Here is a 17,393-nt window from a genome sequence, read left to right as displayed (position 1 = left end):
GGGGGATTACTACATGACAGATGCGTCTGCCGCAGCCACGCCGGATCAGTTGCCGCCCGCAGGGGCCGCGCCGCTTTCCGCCGGCGGAGGCAACCGCCTGCTGAGCCTCGATTTTATCCGCGGGATCGCGGTGATGGGGATTCTTGCCGCGAATATCGTCGCCTTCGGTCAGCCGATGGTCGCCTATATGTGGCCCGAGGGCTTCCTGACGCCGCACGGCGAAACATCGGACCAGCTATGGGTCGCCCAGTTCGTGCTGGTCGACGGCAAGATGCGCGGGCTGTTCACCCTGCTGTTCGGTGCAGGCATGATCCTGTTTCTCGAAAGGGCGTGGGAGCGCGGGCGGGGGCGCTGGCTCCAGTTCCGGCGCCTGCTGTGGCTGCTGGCGTTCGGCCTGATCCATTTCTTCTTCATCTGGAAGGGCGACATCCTGACGTTGTACGCGCTGTGCGGCATCGTCTGCCTGCTGTTCGTCAAGTGGAAGCCCGGGACGATGATGGGGGTGGGAATCACCTTCTATCTCGTCGGGGCGGCGATCTTCACCGCCATGGCCGGCTTCTTCTACTGGGTAATGGCCCAGGACGGGGCCGAGATCATGGCGCAGAGCAACCCGGAAATGGAAAGTGCCGAGCAGGTGCGCGCGCAGTTCGGGGAAATGAAGGTCCATGGCGTGACAGACGGTCAGGTCGAAACGCCGCTTATCCAGGCGGGCGACTATTTCGGCTGGGTCCAGCACAATTTGCACGAGCATTGGGCCGATCAGCTCAGCGGACTGTTCGTTTCGGGGTTCGAAACCATCCCGCTCATCCTGATCGGCATGGCGCTGTATCGCTATGGCCTGTTCGATGGCCGCATCTCTGCGAAGAAGCAGGCGATCTGGGGTGCCATCGGTGTGGCGGTCGGCCTCGCAGGGTCGCTCCTGATTGGCATGTGGGCGCTGGAACAGGGGCTTGGCTACTACGCCACCTTCTTGGCTTTCGTCGGCACCAGCGCCTTCGTGCGCCTGCCCTTCGTGATCGGGCTCGCCGCGCTGCTGGCGCTGTGGGGGCCCCGCGCGACCGGTTGGCTCGGAAGCCGGGTTAGCGCGGCGGGGCGGATGGCGTTTTCCAATTACCTCGGCACATCGATCCTCATGCTGTTCGTCTTCCACGGCTTTGCGCTCGGGCTGTTCGGCGAGTTGACCCGCCCGCAGCTTTACCTCGTGATGCTGGCTGCATGGGCGCTGATGCTGATCTGGTCCAAGGCGTGGCTGTCCGCCTTCCGCTTCGGTCCGCTTGAATGGCTGTGGCGCTGCCTGACCTATGGGAAGCTATTCCCGATCCGGCGCGAGCGGGGCGCCCGGTGACAAGGGCCGGGCTCGCGATCGTCCTCGCGGCCCTTGTCGCCGGGTGTTCGCAGCCTGTCGGCAGGCAGGACATTCCGGGCGTCTACAGGGGAACGCTTGCAGACGGGCAGACCTATCGCCTCGAGATGAGCGAGGGGTTGGATTATCGCTTCTGCCGCCCGGACGATGCGAAATGCGCCGATCCCGAGCATCTGGGAAGCTATCAGGTCGTCCGGCTGGGCGCCAAGTCGATCGTCAGGTTTCCACTGCTTTGCATCACCCCCGATGGCGCCTGCGCGACTTACGAGGCCGGTGCGAAGCGGACCGGCCGGGGTTCGCTGGAGCTCGATTTTGTCGACGCAGCGGGCGTCCATCATGTGTTCGTGAAACACCGCTAGGTGGCGTCGCGTGCCGGCGAATGTGCCGAACCGCACTTTCCCTCTTGTTTGTGAGAACAAGTCGCATTAACAATGGCCTTGCGAGTCGTTCGCAGGAGGTCTGCCCGCCAATGTACATCTGCGTTTGCAATGCCATTCGTGAAACCGATCTTCGCCGCGTCGCGCGGCGCTGTGGAGGCGATGCGGAAGCCTGTTATTCGGCGCTGGGCAAGCGTCCCAACTGCGGCTCCTGCCTCGACGCTGCGGACGATATCGTGTTCGAGGAACGCGAGATGGGCCTCACCCAGGCTGCGGCCTGATCGCATTCGCAGCACCCGCGCTGCCACTGCGAGGCGCTCTCAAAAGCCCTGAATTCTGCGGTTTTTTCGCTACTGCCCCTTGTCGGCGCGCTGATGTGCGCGCATGAGGATGGCACGTATCAGAAACAATCAGGAGCCGCTGCCATGAAGGGCGACCCCAAGGTCATCGATTATCTCAACCAGGCGCTAACCAACGAGCTGACCGCCATCAACCAGTACTGGCTACACTATCGAGTGCTCGCCGACTGGGGTGTGACGAAGCTGGCCGAGTACGAACGCCACGAATCGATCGACGAGATGAAGCATGCCGACTGGCTGGCAGAGCGCATCCTGTTCCTCGAAGGGCTTCCGAACTTCCAGGCGATCCATAAGCTGAAGGTGGGCGAGACGGTCGAGGAAATCCTCAAGGCCGACCTCGCGATCGAAATGGAAGCGATCCCGCTGCTGCGCGACGCCGCCGAGTACGCGCAGAGCGTGCGCGATTACACGTCGGAGCAACTGTTCGACAAAATCCTCGCGAGCGAGGAAGAGCATGTCGACTTCCTCGAAACCCAGTTCGACATGATCAAGCGAATGGGCCTTCAGAACTATGTCCAGCTGCAAAGCCACCCGGCGGGTGAGGGCGAGACGGGCGCGGGCGCACCCTAGCCGGTAGCGCCTATTGCGGGCGCTTGTCCGAGACGCGGGTTGCGGGGCCTTTCGCTGCGATCCACGTCTCGCGGAAGAAGAGCGACAGCCCCGTGATCAGCAGCGCCATCGTGGCCACCCACAGCACGGCGACGAACGTGCCGATCTTGAAATGGATATAGGCGGACACGAACAGCGCGGCGATCAGCACACTGATGAGTCCCGCAGCCGCGGTCGAGAACATCACCGCGCGCTGCGCGATCCCGCGGCGGCGGGTGAGCCATGCGATCTCGTCGGCACACGGCTCCTCTGGGCGATCCTCGAAACGCTGTTCGAGCCGCTCGATCCGGTTCGCGACCCAGGTCAGGCGCGCCATCATCACATTCATGGTCGACCCGATCCCGACCAACAGGAAGGCCGGGGCAAGGCTGAACTGCAGCATCTGCAATACTCGCGGCGTGCTGGCGGTCCTCTCGAGAAAATCCAGCGCCGCTTGCGGCGCAGCGACGGACAGAAGGTCGATCATTGCTCGTTCGCGTAGGGGTTCTTCGATGCTTTCAGCACGACCCGCACGGGGACCGCACCGAAGCCCAGTTCGCGCCGGATGCCGTTGACGAGATACCGCTCGTAAGAGGTCGGCAGCATGTCCAGCCGGGTGCCGAACACGACGAAGCGGGGCGGGCGGGTGCCTGCCTGCGTGATGTAGCGCAGCTTGATCCGCTTGCCGCCGGGGGCAGGGGGCGGGTTCGCCTCCATCGCGTGGTCGAACCAGCGGTTGAGCGCCGAGGTGGAGACGCGCTTGCTCCACGCCTCGCGCAGTTCGAACGCTGCGGTCAGCAGCGGGTCGATCCCCTTGCCGGTCTTGGCGCTGACGGCGAGCACGGGAAGGCCCTTCACCTGTGCCAGTCCTTCGTCGAGTGCGGCGCGGATGCCGTTGAACAGCTTGCTGGGTTCGGCCGCGATGTCCCACTTGTTGATCGCGATCATCAGCGCGCGCCCTTCTTCGAGCGCGAGGCTGGCGATCTTGAGATCCTGGTGCTCGAGCCCTTGCGTCGCATCGAGCAGCAGCACCACGACCTCTGCAAAGTCGACCGCGCGGCGGGCGTCCGCGACGGAGAGCTTTTCCAGCTTCTCGACCACGTTGCGCTTCTTGCGCATGCCTGCTGTGTCGATCAGGCGGATTTCGCGCATGTCGCCGCTTTGCGGGTCGGTCCATTCCCAGTCGATCGCGATCGAATCGCGCGTGATCCCGGCTTCGGGCCCGGTCAGCAGGCGATCCTCGCCCAGCATGCGGTTGATCAGCGTCGACTTGCCCGCGTTGGGCCGTCCCACGATGGCGAGCTTGAGCGGACCGCGCGGGAGGCCGTCCTCATCCTCGTCATCGTCTTCGAGTTCGGCAGCGTCGGCTGCCTCGCTCTTCTCGCCGATAATCGGCCACAGCGCTTCGAACAGGTCGGCCGTGCCTTCGCCATGCTCGGCCGAAATGCCGAGCGGTTCGCCAAGGCCGAGCGAGTAGGATTCGAAGATCCCGGCATCGCCGCTGCGTCCCTCTGCCTTGTTCGCGACGAGAATCACCGGCACGTCCGCGGTGCGCAGCCAGTTGGCGATTTCCTTGTCGAGCGGGGTGAGACCCGCGCGCGCATCGATGACGAACAGCACCGCGTCTGCATCCTCGATGCTTACTTCGGTCTGCATCCGCATCCGGCCCGGTAGTGTGCTGGGGTCGTCGTCTTCCCACCCGGCGGTGTCGACGACGGTGAAGCGCATTCCCGCCAGCGTAACGTCGCCGAAGCGACGATCGCGGGTGACGCCCGGCTGATCGTCGACCAGCGCGAGGCGCTTGCCGATCAGCCGGTTGAAGAGCGTGGACTTGCCCACATTGGGGCGACCGATGATGATGACACGAGGTAGCATTGTTGCTGCGGAGGTGGCGCTTCGGGCACCACTTGGCAAGCACTCACAGTGATTTGCCGTAGGGGCGGCATGCAAAGGTAAATGGGGCATTAACCCTAGTTGCAAGGGTGATCGAAAGACGGGCGGCAAATACTTGCCGCATGAACCCCGCCCCCAAAAACCTCTTCATCCCGCTAACGGTTGCGGCTCTAAGCCTCGGAATTACCGGGGTTTCCTACGCTCAGCCAGCGGCAATTCCCCTCGCCAACGCTGCTGCAAGCGGCCAGGAATTGCCGCCTTACCTGCAATGCGTGCCTTACGCCCGCGAGGTTTCGGGCATCGATATTTACGGCGATGCGCGCTCCTGGTGGGAAAAGGCTGCCGGTCGATTCGAGCGCGGGCATACGCCGCGGGTCGGGGCGGTGATGGCCTTCATCCCCTATGGCAACATGCAGCTTGGCCATGTGGCCGCCGTTTCCCGCGTGATCGATTCGCGCACGGTGCTGCTCGACCACGCGAACTGGTCGCCCATCGACGGGCGCCGGGGCCAGATCGAGCGCAATGTGAAAGCCGTCGATGTGTCGCCCGATAATGACTGGAGCGCGGTGCGCGTGTGGTACGATCCGCTGCAGGGCCTCGGCAAGACGGCGTGGCCGGTCCACGGCTTCATCTATCCCGACGGCACGCCCCAGGCGCGCCCGCGCCAGCAGTTCGCACAGGCGAAGCCCGTCCGTCCACAGCCGACGCGGGAAGAGCCTTCGAAGGCGTTTCTCTCGGCATTCACTGACGCGCCCAAGGCCCGCTTGGCCCAGGCGAGTACGCCTGTCGCGAGCGCGCGGGTATCCCGCGCTCCGGCGCAGCGTCCGGTCGCGCGCACGGCATACGCCACGGCAACGCCGCTTACGCCACGCCGCGAGCACGCGAGCTATGATGGAAACAGTCGCGAAGACCGCGTGCAGCGCGCGGTGGCGATGTACGACTAGTCAGCGCGGGGTGGCGCTCTAGCCTCAGGACGCCTCAGTCGGTCGCCTTGGCGACCGGCGCGTCCTCGCCCAGATCCTCGAACCAGGCTTCGACCGGTCCGTTGAGCTTCAGCGTCAGCGGCTGGCCCTTGCGGTCCATCGTCCGGCCTGCCTGAACGCGCACCCAGCCTTCGGGAATCGAGTATTCCTCGATATCGGAGCGCTGGCGCCCCTTGAAGCGAATGCCGACCCCGCGTTGCAGCGCCGCCTGATCGAAGTGCTTGCTGCGCGGATTGACCGACAGTTCCATCGGCGGAATGTCGGCGCCTCCCTTGGCGGGGGCTTTCTCGGGGCTGTTCTCGGGGGTTTCGTCGGTCATGGTGCAGGCCGATAGACAGACCTGCACAAGCTGACAATATGCCTGTCGGCCCCTTCGGGCCGCATGTTGCGATCAGTCGGGGGCCATGCCGGCCTGATAGAGCGAGAAACGGCGCGTTTGCAGAGGGCGCAGGCCAGCGTCGAGCCGCTCTCGATCGATGCCGCTCGTCCACGAACCGCGTTCGAGCAGCGGGTTGCCGCCCGGCCCGTCCTTTTCCAGTTCCTTCGAAGACAGCCGCCCGTTGGCCGGATTGACCCGCGGTGCCATCAGTTTTCCAATCATTTCGGCCCGCTTCTTCATCATACGATCCGCCAAAGTTTACAGTTATATTACATATAGCACGATATATGTAACCAAAGCGTCACAATCAAGTTTTGTGCCGCGTAGCGGTGCGGGGAAGGCGCGACGCTTGCCCTTTGGCGTGAGACGCTCTAGACGCGCCGGTCTGTCGTGGACGGCTTCCGTCGTTCGCGCGACCTCGTTCGAATTGCGGGCGTGGCGGAACTGGTAGACGCGCTTGGTTTAGGTCCAAGTATCGCAAGATGTGGGGGTTCGAGTCCCTTCGCCCGCACCAGATCCACGCCGCGTTGGCAGACACAACCTATCTTGTCGGAAAGCACGTAAGACCACCCATGCAGATAAACGAGACCACCAACGAGGGCCTCAAGCGCGCCTATCGGATCACGATCCCCGCGAGCGAGATCGACGACAAGATCAAGGCGGAGGTGAAGCGTATCGCCCCGCAGGTGCGCATGCCCGGCTTCCGCCCCGGCAAGGTGCCCGCCAACCTCGTGCGCAAGATGCACGGCGAACAGATGCACGCGCAGGTTGTGAATGACACGATTCAGTCCTCGGTCGACGAGCTGATGAAGGAAAAGAACATTCGTCCGGCGATGCAGCCCGCGATTTCGCTGGGTGACGGCTACGAACAGGGCAAGGACGCCGAGATCGACGTCAGCCTCGAAATCCTGCCCGAGATCGAAACACCGAGCGTCGATGGCATCAAGCTCGAGCGGCTGACCGTTCCGGTCGACGAATCGGCGATCGAGGAAACGCTCGGCCGCATCGCGGAGCAGAACAAGTCCTACAAGGACGCGGCCAAGACCAAGAAGGCGGCCGAAGGCGACCAGGTCATCATCGATTTCGTCGGCTCGATCGACGGCACCGAATTTGCCGGCGGCAAGGCGGAAGACGCTCCGCTGGTGATCGGCTCGGGCACCTTCATCCCCGGCTTCGAAGACCAGCTGAAGGGCGTGAAGACCGGCGACGAGAAGGTCGTCAAGGTGACCTTCCCGGCCGACTACCAGGCTGCCGACCTCGCCGGCCAGGACGCCGAATTCGCGGTCACCGTCAAGGCGGTCAAGACGCCCACCGAAACCAAGGTGGACGACGAGTTCGCCAAGAACCTCGGCCTCGAGAGCGCGGACAAATTGCGCGAGCTGGTCAAGGCCCAGCTGGAGCAGGAAACCGCCGGCCTCACCCGCACGCAGATGAAGCGCCAGCTGCTCGACACGCTGGCTGCGGGCCACGACTTCCCGGTGCCCGAAGGCATGGTCGACGCCGAGTTCGAACAGATCTGGAACCAGCTTTCGCAGGAAGCATCGCGCGAGGACGATCCCGAAGCGGCGATGAAGGAAATCGAAGCCGAGCGCGACGATTACCGCAAGATTGCAGAGCGCCGCGTGCGTCTGGGCCTGTTGCTGTCCGAAATCGGGCAGGCCAACAAGGTCCAGATCAGCAACCAGGAAATGTCGATGCTGATGCAGCAGGCGGCCCAGCAGTACCGTGCGGAAGACCGCGAGCGGTTCATGCAGTTCATCCAGAACGATCCGATGGCCGCCGCCCAGCTGCGCGCCCCGCTGTATGAAGACAAGGTCGTCGACTTCCTCTTCGATAAGGCCGAAGTGACCGAGCGCGAAGTGACGCGCGAGGAACTGGAAGCCGCTATCGAAGCGGAGGAAAGCACCGAGGCGGAAGCCGCCAAGGCGAAGAAGGCCCCGGCCAAGAAGCCCGCTGCGAAGAAGGCTCCGGCCAAGAAGGCTCCGGCCAAGAAGGCAGACGACGCCAAGGCGGACGAGAAGGCCGAAGACGAGAAGCCTGCCGCGAAGAAGGCGCCCGCCAAGAAGCCGGCTGCCAAGAAGGCGCCCGCGAAGACGGCGAGCGACGACAAGGCTGAAGACAAGAAGCCTGCCGCGAAGAAGGCGCCGGCCAAGAAGCCCGCCGCGAAGAAGGCTCCTGCCAAGAAGCCGGCGGCCAAGAAGGACTGATCCGGGCCGCGATCGGTTCGATCATGAACAATCGAAAAGGGCGATCTGTGCGAACCGGTCGCCCTTTTTCGTTGGCCCCCTTTTTCGTAGGAAGAGGTGTCCCGCTATTCGGCCGGGTCGCCCGCGTCGGGCATCCAGCGTTCGAAATCGACCGTGGGGAGCGTTGCCGTCCGCGCCCGCTCGTAAGCCGCGCCCGCCTTCAGCACCTCCCAGTCCTGCCATTTGCCGCCGATGATCGACAGGCCCACGGGCAGGTCCTCGATCCCGCCCATCGGGACGGTCAGGTGAGGGTAGCCCGCGATGGCGGCGGGTGAGCCGAAGCCCACGCTGCCGTTGAAATTGTCGCCGTTGACCAGATCGCTCATCCAAGCGGGCCCGCGCGTCGGCGCGACGAGGAAAGCGACGTCGTTCTCGGCGAGCAGCATATCGATGCCGCGCTCTCCCGCAAGGTGCACCGCGTTCCTGCGCGCCGCCTCGTAAGCGGCGCGGTCGGTGGTCGTCTCCGCCAGTTCGAAGATGCCTTGCCCGAACCAGCGCATTTCGACGTCGGCATGGGCTTCGTTGAAGGCGATGAGGTCCGCGAGGCTGCGCGGAGTATCGCCGCGCTCGATCGGTGGAATCGAGGCGAGGTATTTGCCCATCTCCTCGCGCAGTTCGAACAGCAGGACCTGGAAGCTGTCGCGCGACATCTCGTCATCGGGCTCGAACTCGATATCGACCAGCACCGCGCCCGCAGCTTCCATGTCCGCCAGCGCGGCTTCGAACACCTCGCGCAGGTCAGCCCGATCGCCGATCTGGTTGCGCATCACGCCGATCCGCACACCGTCGAGCGAGGCGTCCGCCAGCCCCTCGGTAAAATCGCGCTTGTAGCTATCCGCCTCGGCCGTGGCCGGATCGGCAGGGTCGCTCCCGGCAAGAGCACCCAGCAGCATGGCGGCGTCGGCCACGCTGCGCGCCATCGGCCCGGCAGTGTCCTGCGTGCTCGAAATCGGCACCACATGCGTGCGGCTGACCAGCCCGACGGTCGGCTTGAACCCGACCACGCCGTTGATGCTGGCAGGGCAGGTGATCGATCCATTGGTTTCTGTGCCGATTGCGGCCCAGGCAAAGCCTGCGGCGACGGCCGCGGCGCTGCCCGAGGACGATCCGCAGGTGTTGCGGTCGATCGCGTGTGGATTGCGGGTCAGGCCGCCCACTGCGCTCCACCCGCTGGTCGAGTTGAAATCGCGGATATTGGCCCATTCGGAAAGATTGGTCTTGCCCAGCACGACGCCGCCTGCCGCGCGCAGGTTGGCGATCATTGGCGCGTCGCGACCAGTCATGTTGCCTGCGAGAGCGAGCGACCCGGCGGTGGTCGGCAACTCGCGCGTCTCGATATTGTCCTTCACCAGCACGGTGCGTCCACCGAGCGGCAGGCCTGTCGTGGTGCGCACCTGTGCGGTGATATCGGGGGCGAGCGCGATGACGGCATTCAGACCGTCCGGTCCGCCATCGAAATGGACAATTCGGGAGGCAAAGCCGAGCGCGTGGGCTTCCGCGAGGGACGTGGCCGGCTCGACGCCAGGCGGAAGCTCGACGTCCGGCACATCGAAGGCCTCTACGCGGCTGGGAGGAGCCTGAGGGTCGTCGCCGGGAATGGTGGTCTTTGCAGAGACGGGCTGTGCGGCAAGGATGGCGAGTGAGAGCGCGGCAAGCGAGGTACGGATTTGCATAGCCGCGAATCTGCGTCGGATTGGCGACGCGGTCAATTCGCCTCAGGGCCGGGTTGCCACGGCCCTGAGGCCCCAATTACCCGAAGGTCACGTCCTTCGCGCTGTCGATCACCGTGCCGAGGATGCCGTAGTCCTTGGCTTCCTTGGTGTTCATCCAGAAGTCGCGATCGATGTCCTTCAGCACCTTCTCGTGCGGCTGGCCGGTCGCATCGGCGATCTTCTTCGCAATGCGTTCGCGCATCTTGACGATTTCCTGCGCCTGAATGGCAATATCGCTCGCCGGGCCGCGCGCACCGCCGGAGGGCTGGTGGATCAGGAAGCGCGTGTTGGGCAGGCAGAAACGACGCTCTGCCGGAACGCTCAGGAAGATATGCGTTGCGATGCTGGCGACCCAGCCGGTGCCGATCATGGCGACGGGCGAAGCGATGAAGCTGATCAGGTCGTGGATCGTGTCACCCGATTCGACATGGCCGCCGGGGGAATTGACGATCACGCGGATCGGTTCGTTGCTGACATGGTCGAGATAGAGCAGCTGCATCGAGATGCGCTCCGCCATCTTCTGGTCGACCCCGCCGAAGATCAGCACGGTGCGCGCGTCGAGGAACTTGTTCATCATCGCCGCGCCGGCGTTGGAGATATCCTTGTCCTTCTCCTCTTCGTCGTCGGCACGGAAGGGGAGGGGGTTGCTGGGCAGCGGCATAATCGGGCTCCTTCGGCGCTTCGCCTTTAAAAATTCGGCCTTGCGCATGTTGTTGCGGCACAACTGGCGTGGCCGGGCTTCCCATTCAAGCCTTGATGATCAAGAGGGGAGACCAGATATAGGCGGTCACGAGAGATAAGGACCTTTCATGCAATTCGACGAATCCGGCTATTTCCGCGATCCCGCCACCGGTGCCCTGGTGCCCGTAGTGGTCGAACAGACGAGCCGCGGTGAACGCAGCTTCGATATTTTCAGCCGCCTTTTGCGCGAGCGCATCGTGTTCATCACCGGACCGGTGGAAGATGGCATGGCCAGCCTCGCGGTGGCGCAGCTGCTGTTCCTCGAGTCCGAGAACCCGTCCAAGCCGATCAGCATGTATATCAACTCGCCCGGCGGGGTGGTGACGGCCGGCATGGCGATCCACGATACGATGCAGTACATCCAGCCGCGCATTTCCACGGTTTGCGTGGGGCAGGCGGCGTCGATGGGCAGCTTCCTGCTGGCCGCGGGCGAGCCGGGCATGCGGATCGCGCTGCCCAATGCACGCATCATGGTCCACCAGCCCTCCGGCGGGGCGCAGGGCATGGCCTCGGACATCGAGATCCAGGCGCGCGAGATCCTGCGGATTCGCAAGAACATGAACGAGCTTTATGCCAAGTATACCGGCAAGGAGCTGTCCGAGATCGAGGAAGCGATGGATCGGGATACCTTCCTCGATGCCAAGGAAGCCATGAAGTTCGGCATCGTGGACAAGGTGTTCGAAACCCGGCCCCAGGGCGATTCGTCGGATGACGAGAGCGGATCGGGCGGCGCGCCCGACTGATCGCTCGCCGTGTCCGGGCAGCGCATCGTGCGTTGCCTTGCTGCCACACGTGTCTGAAAACCGGGGCGTTGTTTTCGCCCGGCGCGCTTTGCCGAGGCGATTTTCAGGGCTTCGCAAGCATGTTCGTGCATGATCGCCATTGGTTGCAATGGCGCGCGCGAAAGTTACATTCGAAAGGTTCTCCGCCGTTGCGGGGATTCGAGGAATACGGAATATGAGCAAATTGAGCGGAACGGATAGCAAGAGCACGCTGTACTGCAGCTTCTGCGGCAAGTCGCAGCACGAGGTGCGCAAGCTGATCGCCGGGCCGACCGTCTTCATCTGCGATGAGTGTGTCGAGCTGTGCAACGACATCATTCGCGAAGAGACCAAGGCGGGCCTGACCGGGCGCAAGGAAGGCGAAGTGCCTTCGCCGTCGGAAATCTGCGCCACGCTCAACGATTACGTGATCGGGCAAGAGCGCGCGAAGCGCGTCCTCTCGGTTGCGGTGCACAACCACTACAAGCGTCTGAAGCACGCGGGCAAGCAGGGCGACGTCGAACTGGCGAAGTCCAACATCCTGCTCGTCGGGCCGACCGGCTCGGGCAAGACGCTGCTCGCGCAGACGCTGGCGCGCACCTTCGACGTGCCGTTCACGATGGCCGATGCAACCACGCTGACCGAAGCGGGCTACGTGGGCGAGGATGTGGAGAACATCATCCTCAAGCTGCTCCAGGCCTCGGACTACAATGTCGAGAAGGCGCAGCACGGGATCGTCTATATCGACGAGATCGACAAGATCACCCGCAAGGCGGAAAACCCCTCCATCACCCGCGACGTGTCGGGTGAAGGCGTGCAGCAGGCTCTGCTCAAGCTGATGGAAGGCACCACTGCCAGCGTGCCGCCGCAGGGCGGGCGCAAGCATCCGCAGCAGGAATTCCTGCAAGTGGACACCACCAACATCCTGTTCATCTGCGGCGGCGCCTTCGCCGGGCTCGACAAGATCATCGGCGATCGCCTGCAGAAGCGCTCGATCGGTTTCGGCGCGCATGTCGCCGACCCCGACAAGCGCCGCATCGGCGAACTGCTGGAAAAGAGCGAGCCGGAAGATCTGCTCAAGTTCGGCCTGATCCCCGAATTCGTCGGCCGCCTGCCGGTGATCGCGTCGCTGCACGACCTCGATGTCGATGCGCTGGTGACGATCCTGCAGGAACCGAAGAACGCGATCGTCAAGCAGTACGCCAAGCTTTTCGAGCTGGAAGGCGTGGAGCTGACCTTCAACGACGAAGCGCTGCGTGCGATCGCCGAGCGTGCGATCAAGCGCAAGACCGGCGCACGTGGCCTGCGTTCGATCGTCGAGGGCCTGCTGCTCGACACGATGTACGACCTGCCTGATCTCGAAGGCTGCAACGAAGTCGTGATCGACAAGGACGTGGTCGAAGGCCGCAAGGAACCGATCCGCGTGTTCGACGGCGAAGGCAGCAAGCGCACCGCGTCGGACGCGGCATAGGATTGCAGGCTTAGATGGGCGCGCTGATAGCTTCGGTCGTCTTCGCGCTCATCTGCTGCGCCGCAACCTTCGTTCTGGCGCGCCGGGCTGATCGACGCCTGGCGCGCTTCGAGCGCATTCCGTGGCAATTCGGGCTTGCTGGCGAGCCCACCTATTTCGGTCCGCGTAGGCTGTTTTTGTATTTTACGCCGTGGCTGGGAGTCTTGCTCCTCGTCCTGACGGGCTTCTCGCTCGCCTTCCTTCCCGCGAACGGAAACCCGGCGGTGGCCTTCGTTGCGATCGGTGCGTTCTGTCCGGCGCTGGAGCTGCTGCTGATCTGGCTTGTTGAGCGCTGGGTGCGCACGCAGGGGTGAGCGAGCGCAACTAGCTGTTCGTAGACAGCCAGAACAAGCTGCGCAGCCCGACGGCGGAGCATGTCTTCGCCGACCGCCCGGGCATCAACACCCTGTCTGCCGGGACCAATAACGACGCGGAGACCCTGCTCTCGGACGAGCTGGTCGAGTGGACGGATGTGATCTTCGCGATGGAGAACACCCATCGCAACAAGCTGCGCAAGAAGCACAAGGCCGCGATGAAAAACACGCGCGTGATCGTGCTCGCCATACCCGACGAGTTCGAATTCATGGACGAAGCGCTTGTCCGCCTGCTCAAGACGCGCATGTGGAAGCGGCTGCCCACGCACTAGCGGCGCAAAAACCCCGCCCGGCGGGAGGGAACGCCGAGCGGGGCCTGGGATGCGACGCCGGTGCCGGGTTGCGGGGTGGCATGCAACCGGCGCCGCAAGGGGATCAGTTCGGCAGGAAGACGCCGTCGGTCACGTGGATGACCCCGTTGGAGACCTTCACGTCGGCCTGCGTCACCTTGGTCTCGCGGCCCGCATTGTCGGTGATCACGATCGCGCCGTGCCCGTCGATCATTGCGGTCAGCGTCGCGCCCGCGACCGTATCGAATTCATAGGCACCGCCTGCATCCCCGATCGCTTGGGTCAGCGTGGCCGCGTCGATGGCGCCGGGCACGACATGATAGGTCAGGATCGTTGTCAGCGTACCCTTGTTGGCTGGCTCCAGCAGGGTTTCGACCGTGCCCGCAGGCAGCTTCGCGAAGGCATCGTCGGTTGGCGCGAAGACGGTGAAGGGGCCGGGTGCGGAGAGCTTTTCCACCAGGCCCGCCGCCTTTACGGCTGCGACCAGAGTGTCGTGTACGCCCGTGCCCATCGCTGCCTGCACGATGTTGGGCTGGCTCTTTTCCATATGATGGTCGGCCAGCGCAGGGCTCGTGGCGGTGAGGCCGAGCCCGGCAGCAGCAACGGCGGCGAACAGGGCGGTGGTGATCTTTCCGGTCTTACGCATCGCTTCGTATCTCCTCGTATCTCGCAAGCCCCTCCCTCGCTTGCGTGTGGAGTTACGAAGGCCGCGCACGCGCGGATGCAGCCGGATGCGTATTTTTTGGGGCCGAGGTCCCTCCGGGCATCATCGGCGGGCCTGGGCGGGAGACTAGATGGCGTCGAACGCGCCCTCGGCCACGACCGGCCCGGCGGGCTCTGCGGGCGGCTTGCCGCCCAGCGGCTCGCGCGTAAGCACCATCCGGGACCCGTCGTGGATCAGCGCCGCGAGTGCGGGGTCGAGCGGCACGCGCCGCTGCTCGCCCGGCGCGATCAGGCCGAGCGATTGCAGCTCTGCGCCATCCTCGGCAGGGATCAGCCACAGCTCATGGTCATGCACCCCATCCGCGCTGAGCCCGTCGGCTGCAACCAGCAGCTCTTCCCGTTCGGGCAGGAAGGTGACACCGATACGCAGGGCCGTGTCGGCAAGCGGGATCGAGGCGACCAGCGGTGCGGAAGCGTCCGGAGCAACGCCGGGCGCAGGGGACGGGCCGGTTGCGGGATCGAGCGCCAGCAGGGCGATTGCGGCGACCGCGGCGACTGCGCTGCCCGCCGCAATACGCTGCCAGAAGGTGACGCGCCGCTGGAGGAGCACTATGGGGCTGGCCGCTTCGCTCTCCTGCTCCATCTCGCCAGCGATACGCTCCCACAGGTCGGGCGAGGGGGTCGCACCTCCGACATCGTCCAGCATCGGGGCCAGCCGCTGCTCCCACCGCGCGACCATCCCCGCCAGCTGCGGCTCGCACGAGAGGCGTCCGCGGGCTTCCAGCAGGTCCTCGCCTTCGAGCAGACCCATCGCGTATTCGGCGGCGAGCCGCTCGTCCACGGTCAGTTCGGGTGTCGTATCGTCGGGCCCGGTCATTCGCCGCGCTCCATGCATTGCCTGAGGCGCGCAAGCCCGCGCCGGATCCAGCTTTTCATCGTGCCAAGCGGCACGCCTTCGCCCTCGGCCAGCTGGGCATAGGTGCGGCCTTCGAAAAAGGCGGCGCGGATCGAACCGCGCTGTTTCGCGTCCAGCGCTTCGAGGCAGGCATGCACCCGGGCGCTGCGTTCCGCATCAATCAGCATGGTCTCGGCGGACGGGCCGCCAGCGGGAAGCACAGCGGCTTCCGCCACCGGCACTGCAGCGCGCCGGACCTTGCCGGTGCGTAGACGGTCGACCGCGCGGTTGCGGGCAAAGGTCGCCAGCCATGCGATCGGGCTGGCACGTTTCGCGTCGTAGCGGGCGGCATTGCGCCAGAGGGTGAGGTATACGTCCTGCAAGGCGTCTTCGGCTTCTTTCCTGTCCCCCAAGATACGCAGGCAAATGCCGAAAAGCTTCACGTTCGTAAGTCGGTAGACCTCTTCCAGCGCCTCGCGATCGCCTTTCGCCAGCCGCACCATCGCAGCCTTCAACCGTTCACTAGCCTCGGGGCTTGAGGGGGTCATCGCGCCGGAACGGCCGCAGACGGCTTGTGGTTCAACAGTTCGCTCACGGTGACGATCCTATACCCGCGATCGCGCAGGCGGGCCAGTATCAAGGGCAGAGCCTCGCGCGCGGTGCGGTTGCGGCGATACATCGGATGGATCAGGATGATCGAACCGGGTTGAACGCGCCCGAGAATATCCTGTGCGTAGTCGGCAGGGTCGGTGAACCGATCCGCTCGGTCCTCCACATCCCAGGTGATCGTCCTCAGCCCTGCGCGCTCCAGCTCCAGCGGAAGGCCCACCAGCTTGCGACCATAGGGGGGACGGAAAAGGTCGCTGTTCGATCCGGCCGCACGCAGCAGCCGGGCGGTTCTGTCGATCTCTTCACGATAGAAGCCGCGGGGCCGACCGACATTGCGCTTGTGGCTGTAGGTATGGTTGCCCAGCTCGTGGCCTGCGGCAAGGATCTCCTGTGCGGCTTCGGGATGGCGTTCCATATCATGCCCGATCAGGAAGAAGGTTGCCTTCGCGTCATACCGATCGAGGATCGGCAGGACGGCGGCGACGCTCCGAGGCGTCGGGCCATCGTCGAAGGTCAGCGCCACGATATTTTGATCCGTGTCGATCCGGCAGGTCAGATCGCCCACGAACTGGAAGCACGGGGCCTTAGAGAGGCTGTTGAGGCCGAAGAGCAGGGCGGCAAGAGCGAGGATCGCGAGCCCGCCCCATGCCCACGGCCTTCGCCTTATCAGCACCCCACCTCGCAATCGCGCGTACGCTCTATCTGCAAGGTCGCATGGCCGATCTTGTGATCGTGCGAAAGCCGGTGCGCCACTTCCGCAAGGAAGGCGTCGCCCGGATGCCCCTCCGGCATCACGAGGTGCGCGGTCAGCGCGGTCTCGGTGGTCGACATCGGCCAGATGTGCAGGTCGTGGACCTCGGTGACGCCGGGCTCGCTCTCCAGCGTGGCGCGTACTGCCGCTTCATCGACCCCCTCGGGCACGCCCAGCAGGCCGAGCTTGAGGCTGTCGCGGGCAAGGCCCCATGTGCCCCAGCCGATCACCGCGAGGATCACGAGGCTGGTCACGGGATCGAGCCAGACCGCGCCGGTCAGCAGGATTGCCGCACCGGCGATGACCACTCCGACGGAGACCAGCGCATCCGCCGCCATATGCAGGAAGGCGCCCCGGATGTTCAGGTCGTCCTTGCGCCCGCTGACGAAGAGCAGGGCGGTGGCGGTGTTGATGACGATGCCGATCCCGGCGACCCAGATCATCGTCCAGCCTTCGGGCTCTACCGGGTTCATCAGCCGGTCGACCGTTTCGAAGAGTATCGCGCCGATGGCGATCATCAGCAGCGCGGCATTGGCCAGTGCGGCGAGGATGGTGGAGCTTTTGAGGCCGTAGGTGAAACGCGGGGAGGGCGGGCGCTTGGCCGCGGCGCTGGCGCCCCAGGCGATCAGCAGACCGAGCACGTCGGACAGGTTGTGGCCCGCATCGGCCACCAGCGCCATCGAGCCCGAGATATAGCCGAAGGTCGCCTCGACCACGACGAACACGGTATTGAGCGCGACCCCGATCGCGAAGGCGCGTCCGAAATCGGCCGGGGCATGGCTGTGGCCCCCCGCATGTCCGTGGGAATGGTCGTGAGAGTGATCGTGACCCATCCTTGCGCCGTCCCCGCTTTCAGAAAAACCCCGTGCAACGCCGCTTCGATAGGCGGAGTTGTCGCT

At 64.6% G+C, this 17,393-nt stretch carries 21 protein-coding genes and 1 tRNA gene; 11 read left to right on the top strand and 11 right to left on the bottom strand.

Annotated features, from left to right (window positions below; translation table 11 throughout):
* Nucleotides 1-13: 13 nt before the first annotated feature.
* From ACYQ0L_RS04500 to bfr, 4 genes are all read left to right on the top strand, one after another.
* Entirely contained in the window at nt 14-1,345 is a 1,332-nt protein-coding gene (locus ACYQ0L_RS04500) for a DUF418 domain-containing protein (protein WP_459787725.1), read from the top strand.
* The gene (locus ACYQ0L_RS04495; RefSeq protein WP_459787724.1) at nt 1,342-1,722 is read left to right on the top strand and encodes a hypothetical protein; all 381 of its coding nucleotides are present in this window, start codon (nt 1,342-1,344) and stop codon (nt 1,720-1,722) included. The genes ACYQ0L_RS04500 and ACYQ0L_RS04495 overlap by 4 nt, the downstream gene beginning before the upstream one ends.
* 110 nt (nt 1,723-1,832) lie before the next feature.
* Nucleotides 1,833-2,021 carry a (2Fe-2S)-binding protein gene (locus ACYQ0L_RS04490; RefSeq protein WP_459787723.1) on the top strand — a complete coding sequence of 63 codons (189 nt, stop codon included), beginning with the start codon at nt 1,833-1,835 and terminating at the stop codon, nt 2,019-2,021.
* Nucleotides 2,022-2,165: 144 nt separating this feature from the next.
* Complete coding sequence (gene bfr / locus ACYQ0L_RS04485; protein WP_459787722.1) at nt 2,166-2,669, top strand: bacterioferritin; 504 nt, start codon at nt 2,166-2,168, stop codon at nt 2,667-2,669.
* Between the two features lie 10 nt (nt 2,670-2,679).
* Here the strand turns inward: bfr and ACYQ0L_RS04480 are convergent, their stop codons facing one another.
* Together ACYQ0L_RS04480 and der are read right to left on the bottom strand one after the other, a co-directional pair.
* Nucleotides 2,680-3,174, bottom strand: coding sequence for a DUF2721 domain-containing protein (locus tag ACYQ0L_RS04480; RefSeq protein WP_459787721.1), 495 nt, complete (start codon nt 3,172-3,174; stop codon nt 2,680-2,682).
* Nucleotides 3,171-4,562, bottom strand: a complete 1,392-nt coding sequence (gene der, locus ACYQ0L_RS04475) for a ribosome biogenesis GTPase Der (RefSeq protein WP_459787719.1) — start codon at nt 4,560-4,562, stop codon at nt 3,171-3,173. Before der ends, ACYQ0L_RS04480 begins: the two co-directional genes overlap by 4 nt.
* 140 nt (nt 4,563-4,702) lie before the next feature.
* On the opposite strand from der, the gene ACYQ0L_RS04470 reads away from it, so the two are divergent.
* On the top strand, nt 4,703-5,524 hold the full coding sequence (locus ACYQ0L_RS04470) for a CHAP domain-containing protein (protein WP_459787718.1): 822 nt from the start codon (nt 4,703-4,705) through the stop codon (nt 5,522-5,524).
* Between the two features lie 34 nt (nt 5,525-5,558).
* Here the strand turns inward: ACYQ0L_RS04470 and ACYQ0L_RS04465 are convergent, their stop codons facing one another.
* A complete protein-coding gene (locus ACYQ0L_RS04465; protein ID WP_459787716.1) occupies nt 5,559-5,882 on the bottom strand; it encodes a DUF3297 family protein in 324 nt (107 codons plus the stop codon).
* A 72-nt stretch (nt 5,883-5,954) separates the two neighbouring features.
* On the bottom strand, nt 5,955-6,185 hold the full coding sequence (locus ACYQ0L_RS04460; RefSeq protein ID WP_459787715.1) for a hypothetical protein: 231 nt from the start codon (nt 6,183-6,185) through the stop codon (nt 5,955-5,957).
* 186 nt (nt 6,186-6,371) lie between these two features.
* Between ACYQ0L_RS04460 and ACYQ0L_RS04455 the strand changes: the two genes are divergently transcribed.
* Together ACYQ0L_RS04455 and tig are read left to right on the top strand one after the other, a co-directional pair.
* Nucleotides 6,372-6,456: transfer RNA gene (locus ACYQ0L_RS04455), tRNA-Leu, on the top strand.
* Between the two features lie 58 nt (nt 6,457-6,514).
* Entirely contained in the window at nt 6,515-8,149 is a 1,635-nt protein-coding gene (tig, locus tag ACYQ0L_RS04450) for a trigger factor (RefSeq protein WP_459787713.1), read from the top strand.
* Nucleotides 8,150-8,253: 104 nt separating this feature from the next.
* Here tig and ACYQ0L_RS04445 read toward each other — a convergent pair whose 3' ends face one another.
* Both ACYQ0L_RS04445 and ACYQ0L_RS04440 read right to left on the bottom strand, forming a co-directional pair.
* Nucleotides 8,254-9,861 carry an amidase gene (locus tag ACYQ0L_RS04445; protein ID WP_459787712.1) on the bottom strand — a complete coding sequence of 536 codons (1,608 nt, stop codon included), beginning with the start codon at nt 9,859-9,861 and terminating at the stop codon, nt 8,254-8,256.
* A gap of 76 nt (nt 9,862-9,937) precedes the next feature.
* Nucleotides 9,938-10,561: an ATP-dependent Clp protease proteolytic subunit gene (locus tag ACYQ0L_RS04440; RefSeq protein WP_459787711.1), complete on the bottom strand. Its 624-nt coding sequence runs from the start codon at nt 10,559-10,561 to the stop codon at nt 9,938-9,940.
* Between the two features lie 148 nt (nt 10,562-10,709).
* On the opposite strand from ACYQ0L_RS04440, the gene ACYQ0L_RS04435 reads away from it, so the two are divergent.
* The 4 genes from ACYQ0L_RS04435 to ACYQ0L_RS04420 all read left to right on the top strand — a co-directional run bounded on the left by ACYQ0L_RS04435 (nt 10,710) and on the right by ACYQ0L_RS04420 (nt 13,558).
* Nucleotides 10,710-11,384 (top strand): ATP-dependent Clp protease proteolytic subunit, encoded by a 675-nt coding sequence (locus tag ACYQ0L_RS04435; RefSeq protein WP_459787710.1) that lies wholly within the window; start codon nt 10,710-10,712, stop codon nt 11,382-11,384.
* Between the two features lie 214 nt (nt 11,385-11,598).
* The gene (gene clpX / locus ACYQ0L_RS04430; RefSeq protein ID WP_459787709.1) at nt 11,599-12,873 is read left to right on the top strand and encodes an ATP-dependent Clp protease ATP-binding subunit ClpX; all 1,275 of its coding nucleotides are present in this window, start codon (nt 11,599-11,601) and stop codon (nt 12,871-12,873) included.
* 14 nt (nt 12,874-12,887) lie between these two features.
* Nucleotides 12,888-13,226 (top strand): hypothetical protein, encoded by a 339-nt coding sequence (locus tag ACYQ0L_RS04425; RefSeq protein ID WP_459787708.1) that lies wholly within the window; start codon nt 12,888-12,890, stop codon nt 13,224-13,226.
* 170 nt (nt 13,227-13,396) lie between these two features.
* Nucleotides 13,397-13,558, top strand: a complete 162-nt coding sequence (locus ACYQ0L_RS04420) for a hypothetical protein (protein WP_459787706.1) — start codon at nt 13,397-13,399, stop codon at nt 13,556-13,558.
* A 103-nt stretch (nt 13,559-13,661) separates the two neighbouring features.
* Here ACYQ0L_RS04420 and ACYQ0L_RS04415 read toward each other — a convergent pair whose 3' ends face one another.
* The 5 genes from ACYQ0L_RS04415 to ACYQ0L_RS04395 all read right to left on the bottom strand — a co-directional run bounded on the left by ACYQ0L_RS04415 (nt 13,662) and on the right by ACYQ0L_RS04395 (nt 17,327).
* Complete coding sequence (locus ACYQ0L_RS04415) at nt 13,662-14,222, bottom strand: fasciclin domain-containing protein (protein ID WP_459787705.1); 561 nt, start codon at nt 14,220-14,222, stop codon at nt 13,662-13,664.
* A gap of 144 nt (nt 14,223-14,366) precedes the next feature.
* Nucleotides 14,367-15,116 (bottom strand): anti-sigma factor, encoded by a 750-nt coding sequence (locus ACYQ0L_RS04410; RefSeq protein ID WP_459787704.1) that lies wholly within the window; start codon nt 15,114-15,116, stop codon nt 14,367-14,369.
* On the bottom strand, nt 15,113-15,682 hold the full coding sequence (locus ACYQ0L_RS04405; RefSeq protein ID WP_459787703.1) for a sigma-70 family RNA polymerase sigma factor: 570 nt from the start codon (nt 15,680-15,682) through the stop codon (nt 15,113-15,115). Before ACYQ0L_RS04405 ends, ACYQ0L_RS04410 begins: the two co-directional genes overlap by 4 nt.
* On the bottom strand, nt 15,679-16,416 hold the full coding sequence (locus tag ACYQ0L_RS04400) for a polysaccharide deacetylase family protein (protein ID WP_459787702.1): 738 nt from the start codon (nt 16,414-16,416) through the stop codon (nt 15,679-15,681). The genes ACYQ0L_RS04405 and ACYQ0L_RS04400 overlap by 4 nt, the downstream gene beginning before the upstream one ends.
* Nucleotides 16,410-17,327 carry a cation diffusion facilitator family transporter gene (locus tag ACYQ0L_RS04395; protein WP_459787701.1) on the bottom strand — a complete coding sequence of 306 codons (918 nt, stop codon included), beginning with the start codon at nt 17,325-17,327 and terminating at the stop codon, nt 16,410-16,412. Before ACYQ0L_RS04395 ends, ACYQ0L_RS04400 begins: the two co-directional genes overlap by 7 nt.
* Nucleotides 17,328-17,393 lie beyond the last annotated feature (66 nt).

The sequence above is a fragment of the Alteriqipengyuania triglochinis genome (assembly GCF_054655655.1).
This window is presented reverse-complemented; position numbering and strand designations above follow the sequence as displayed.

Excerpts from the sequence above, each read along its gene's own strand:
- ACYQ0L_RS04490 (WP_459787723.1), top strand. The coding sequence starts at position 1,833 with ATGTACATCTGCGTTTGCAATGCCATTCGTGAAACCGATCTTCGCCGC.
- ACYQ0L_RS04395 (WP_459787701.1), bottom strand. The coding sequence starts at position 17,327 with ATGGGTCACGATCACTCTCACGACCATTCCCACGGACATGCGGGGGGC.
- ACYQ0L_RS04480 (WP_459787721.1), bottom strand. The coding sequence starts at position 3,174 with ATGATCGACCTTCTGTCCGTCGCTGCGCCGCAAGCGGCGCTGGATTTT.
- ACYQ0L_RS04415 (WP_459787705.1), bottom strand. The coding sequence starts at position 14,222 with ATGCGTAAGACCGGAAAGATCACCACCGCCCTGTTCGCCGCCGTTGCT.
- ACYQ0L_RS04465 (WP_459787716.1), bottom strand. The coding sequence starts at position 5,882 with ATGACCGACGAAACCCCCGAGAACAGCCCCGAGAAAGCCCCCGCCAAG.
- tig (WP_459787713.1), top strand. The coding sequence starts at position 6,515 with ATGCAGATAAACGAGACCACCAACGAGGGCCTCAAGCGCGCCTATCGG.
- clpX (WP_459787709.1), top strand. The coding sequence starts at position 11,599 with ATGAGCAAATTGAGCGGAACGGATAGCAAGAGCACGCTGTACTGCAGC.
- ACYQ0L_RS04470 (WP_459787718.1), top strand. The coding sequence starts at position 4,703 with ATGAACCCCGCCCCCAAAAACCTCTTCATCCCGCTAACGGTTGCGGCT.
- ACYQ0L_RS04405 (WP_459787703.1), bottom strand. The coding sequence starts at position 15,682 with ATGACCCCCTCAAGCCCCGAGGCTAGTGAACGGTTGAAGGCTGCGATG.
- bfr (WP_459787722.1), top strand. The coding sequence starts at position 2,166 with ATGAAGGGCGACCCCAAGGTCATCGATTATCTCAACCAGGCGCTAACC.
- ACYQ0L_RS04435 (WP_459787710.1), top strand. The coding sequence starts at position 10,710 with ATGCAATTCGACGAATCCGGCTATTTCCGCGATCCCGCCACCGGTGCC.
- ACYQ0L_RS04440 (WP_459787711.1), bottom strand. The coding sequence starts at position 10,561 with ATGCCGCTGCCCAGCAACCCCCTCCCCTTCCGTGCCGACGACGAAGAG.
- ACYQ0L_RS04420 (WP_459787706.1), top strand. The coding sequence starts at position 13,397 with ATGGAGAACACCCATCGCAACAAGCTGCGCAAGAAGCACAAGGCCGCG.
- ACYQ0L_RS04425 (WP_459787708.1), top strand. The coding sequence starts at position 12,888 with ATGGGCGCGCTGATAGCTTCGGTCGTCTTCGCGCTCATCTGCTGCGCC.
- der (WP_459787719.1), bottom strand. The coding sequence starts at position 4,562 with ATGCTACCTCGTGTCATCATCATCGGTCGCCCCAATGTGGGCAAGTCC.
- ACYQ0L_RS04460 (WP_459787715.1), bottom strand. The coding sequence starts at position 6,185 with ATGATGAAGAAGCGGGCCGAAATGATTGGAAAACTGATGGCACCGCGG.
- ACYQ0L_RS04445 (WP_459787712.1), bottom strand. The coding sequence starts at position 9,861 with ATGCAAATCCGTACCTCGCTTGCCGCGCTCTCACTCGCCATCCTTGCC.
- ACYQ0L_RS04500 (WP_459787725.1), top strand. The coding sequence starts at position 14 with ATGACAGATGCGTCTGCCGCAGCCACGCCGGATCAGTTGCCGCCCGCA.
- ACYQ0L_RS04410 (WP_459787704.1), bottom strand. The coding sequence starts at position 15,116 with ATGACCGGGCCCGACGATACGACACCCGAACTGACCGTGGACGAGCGG.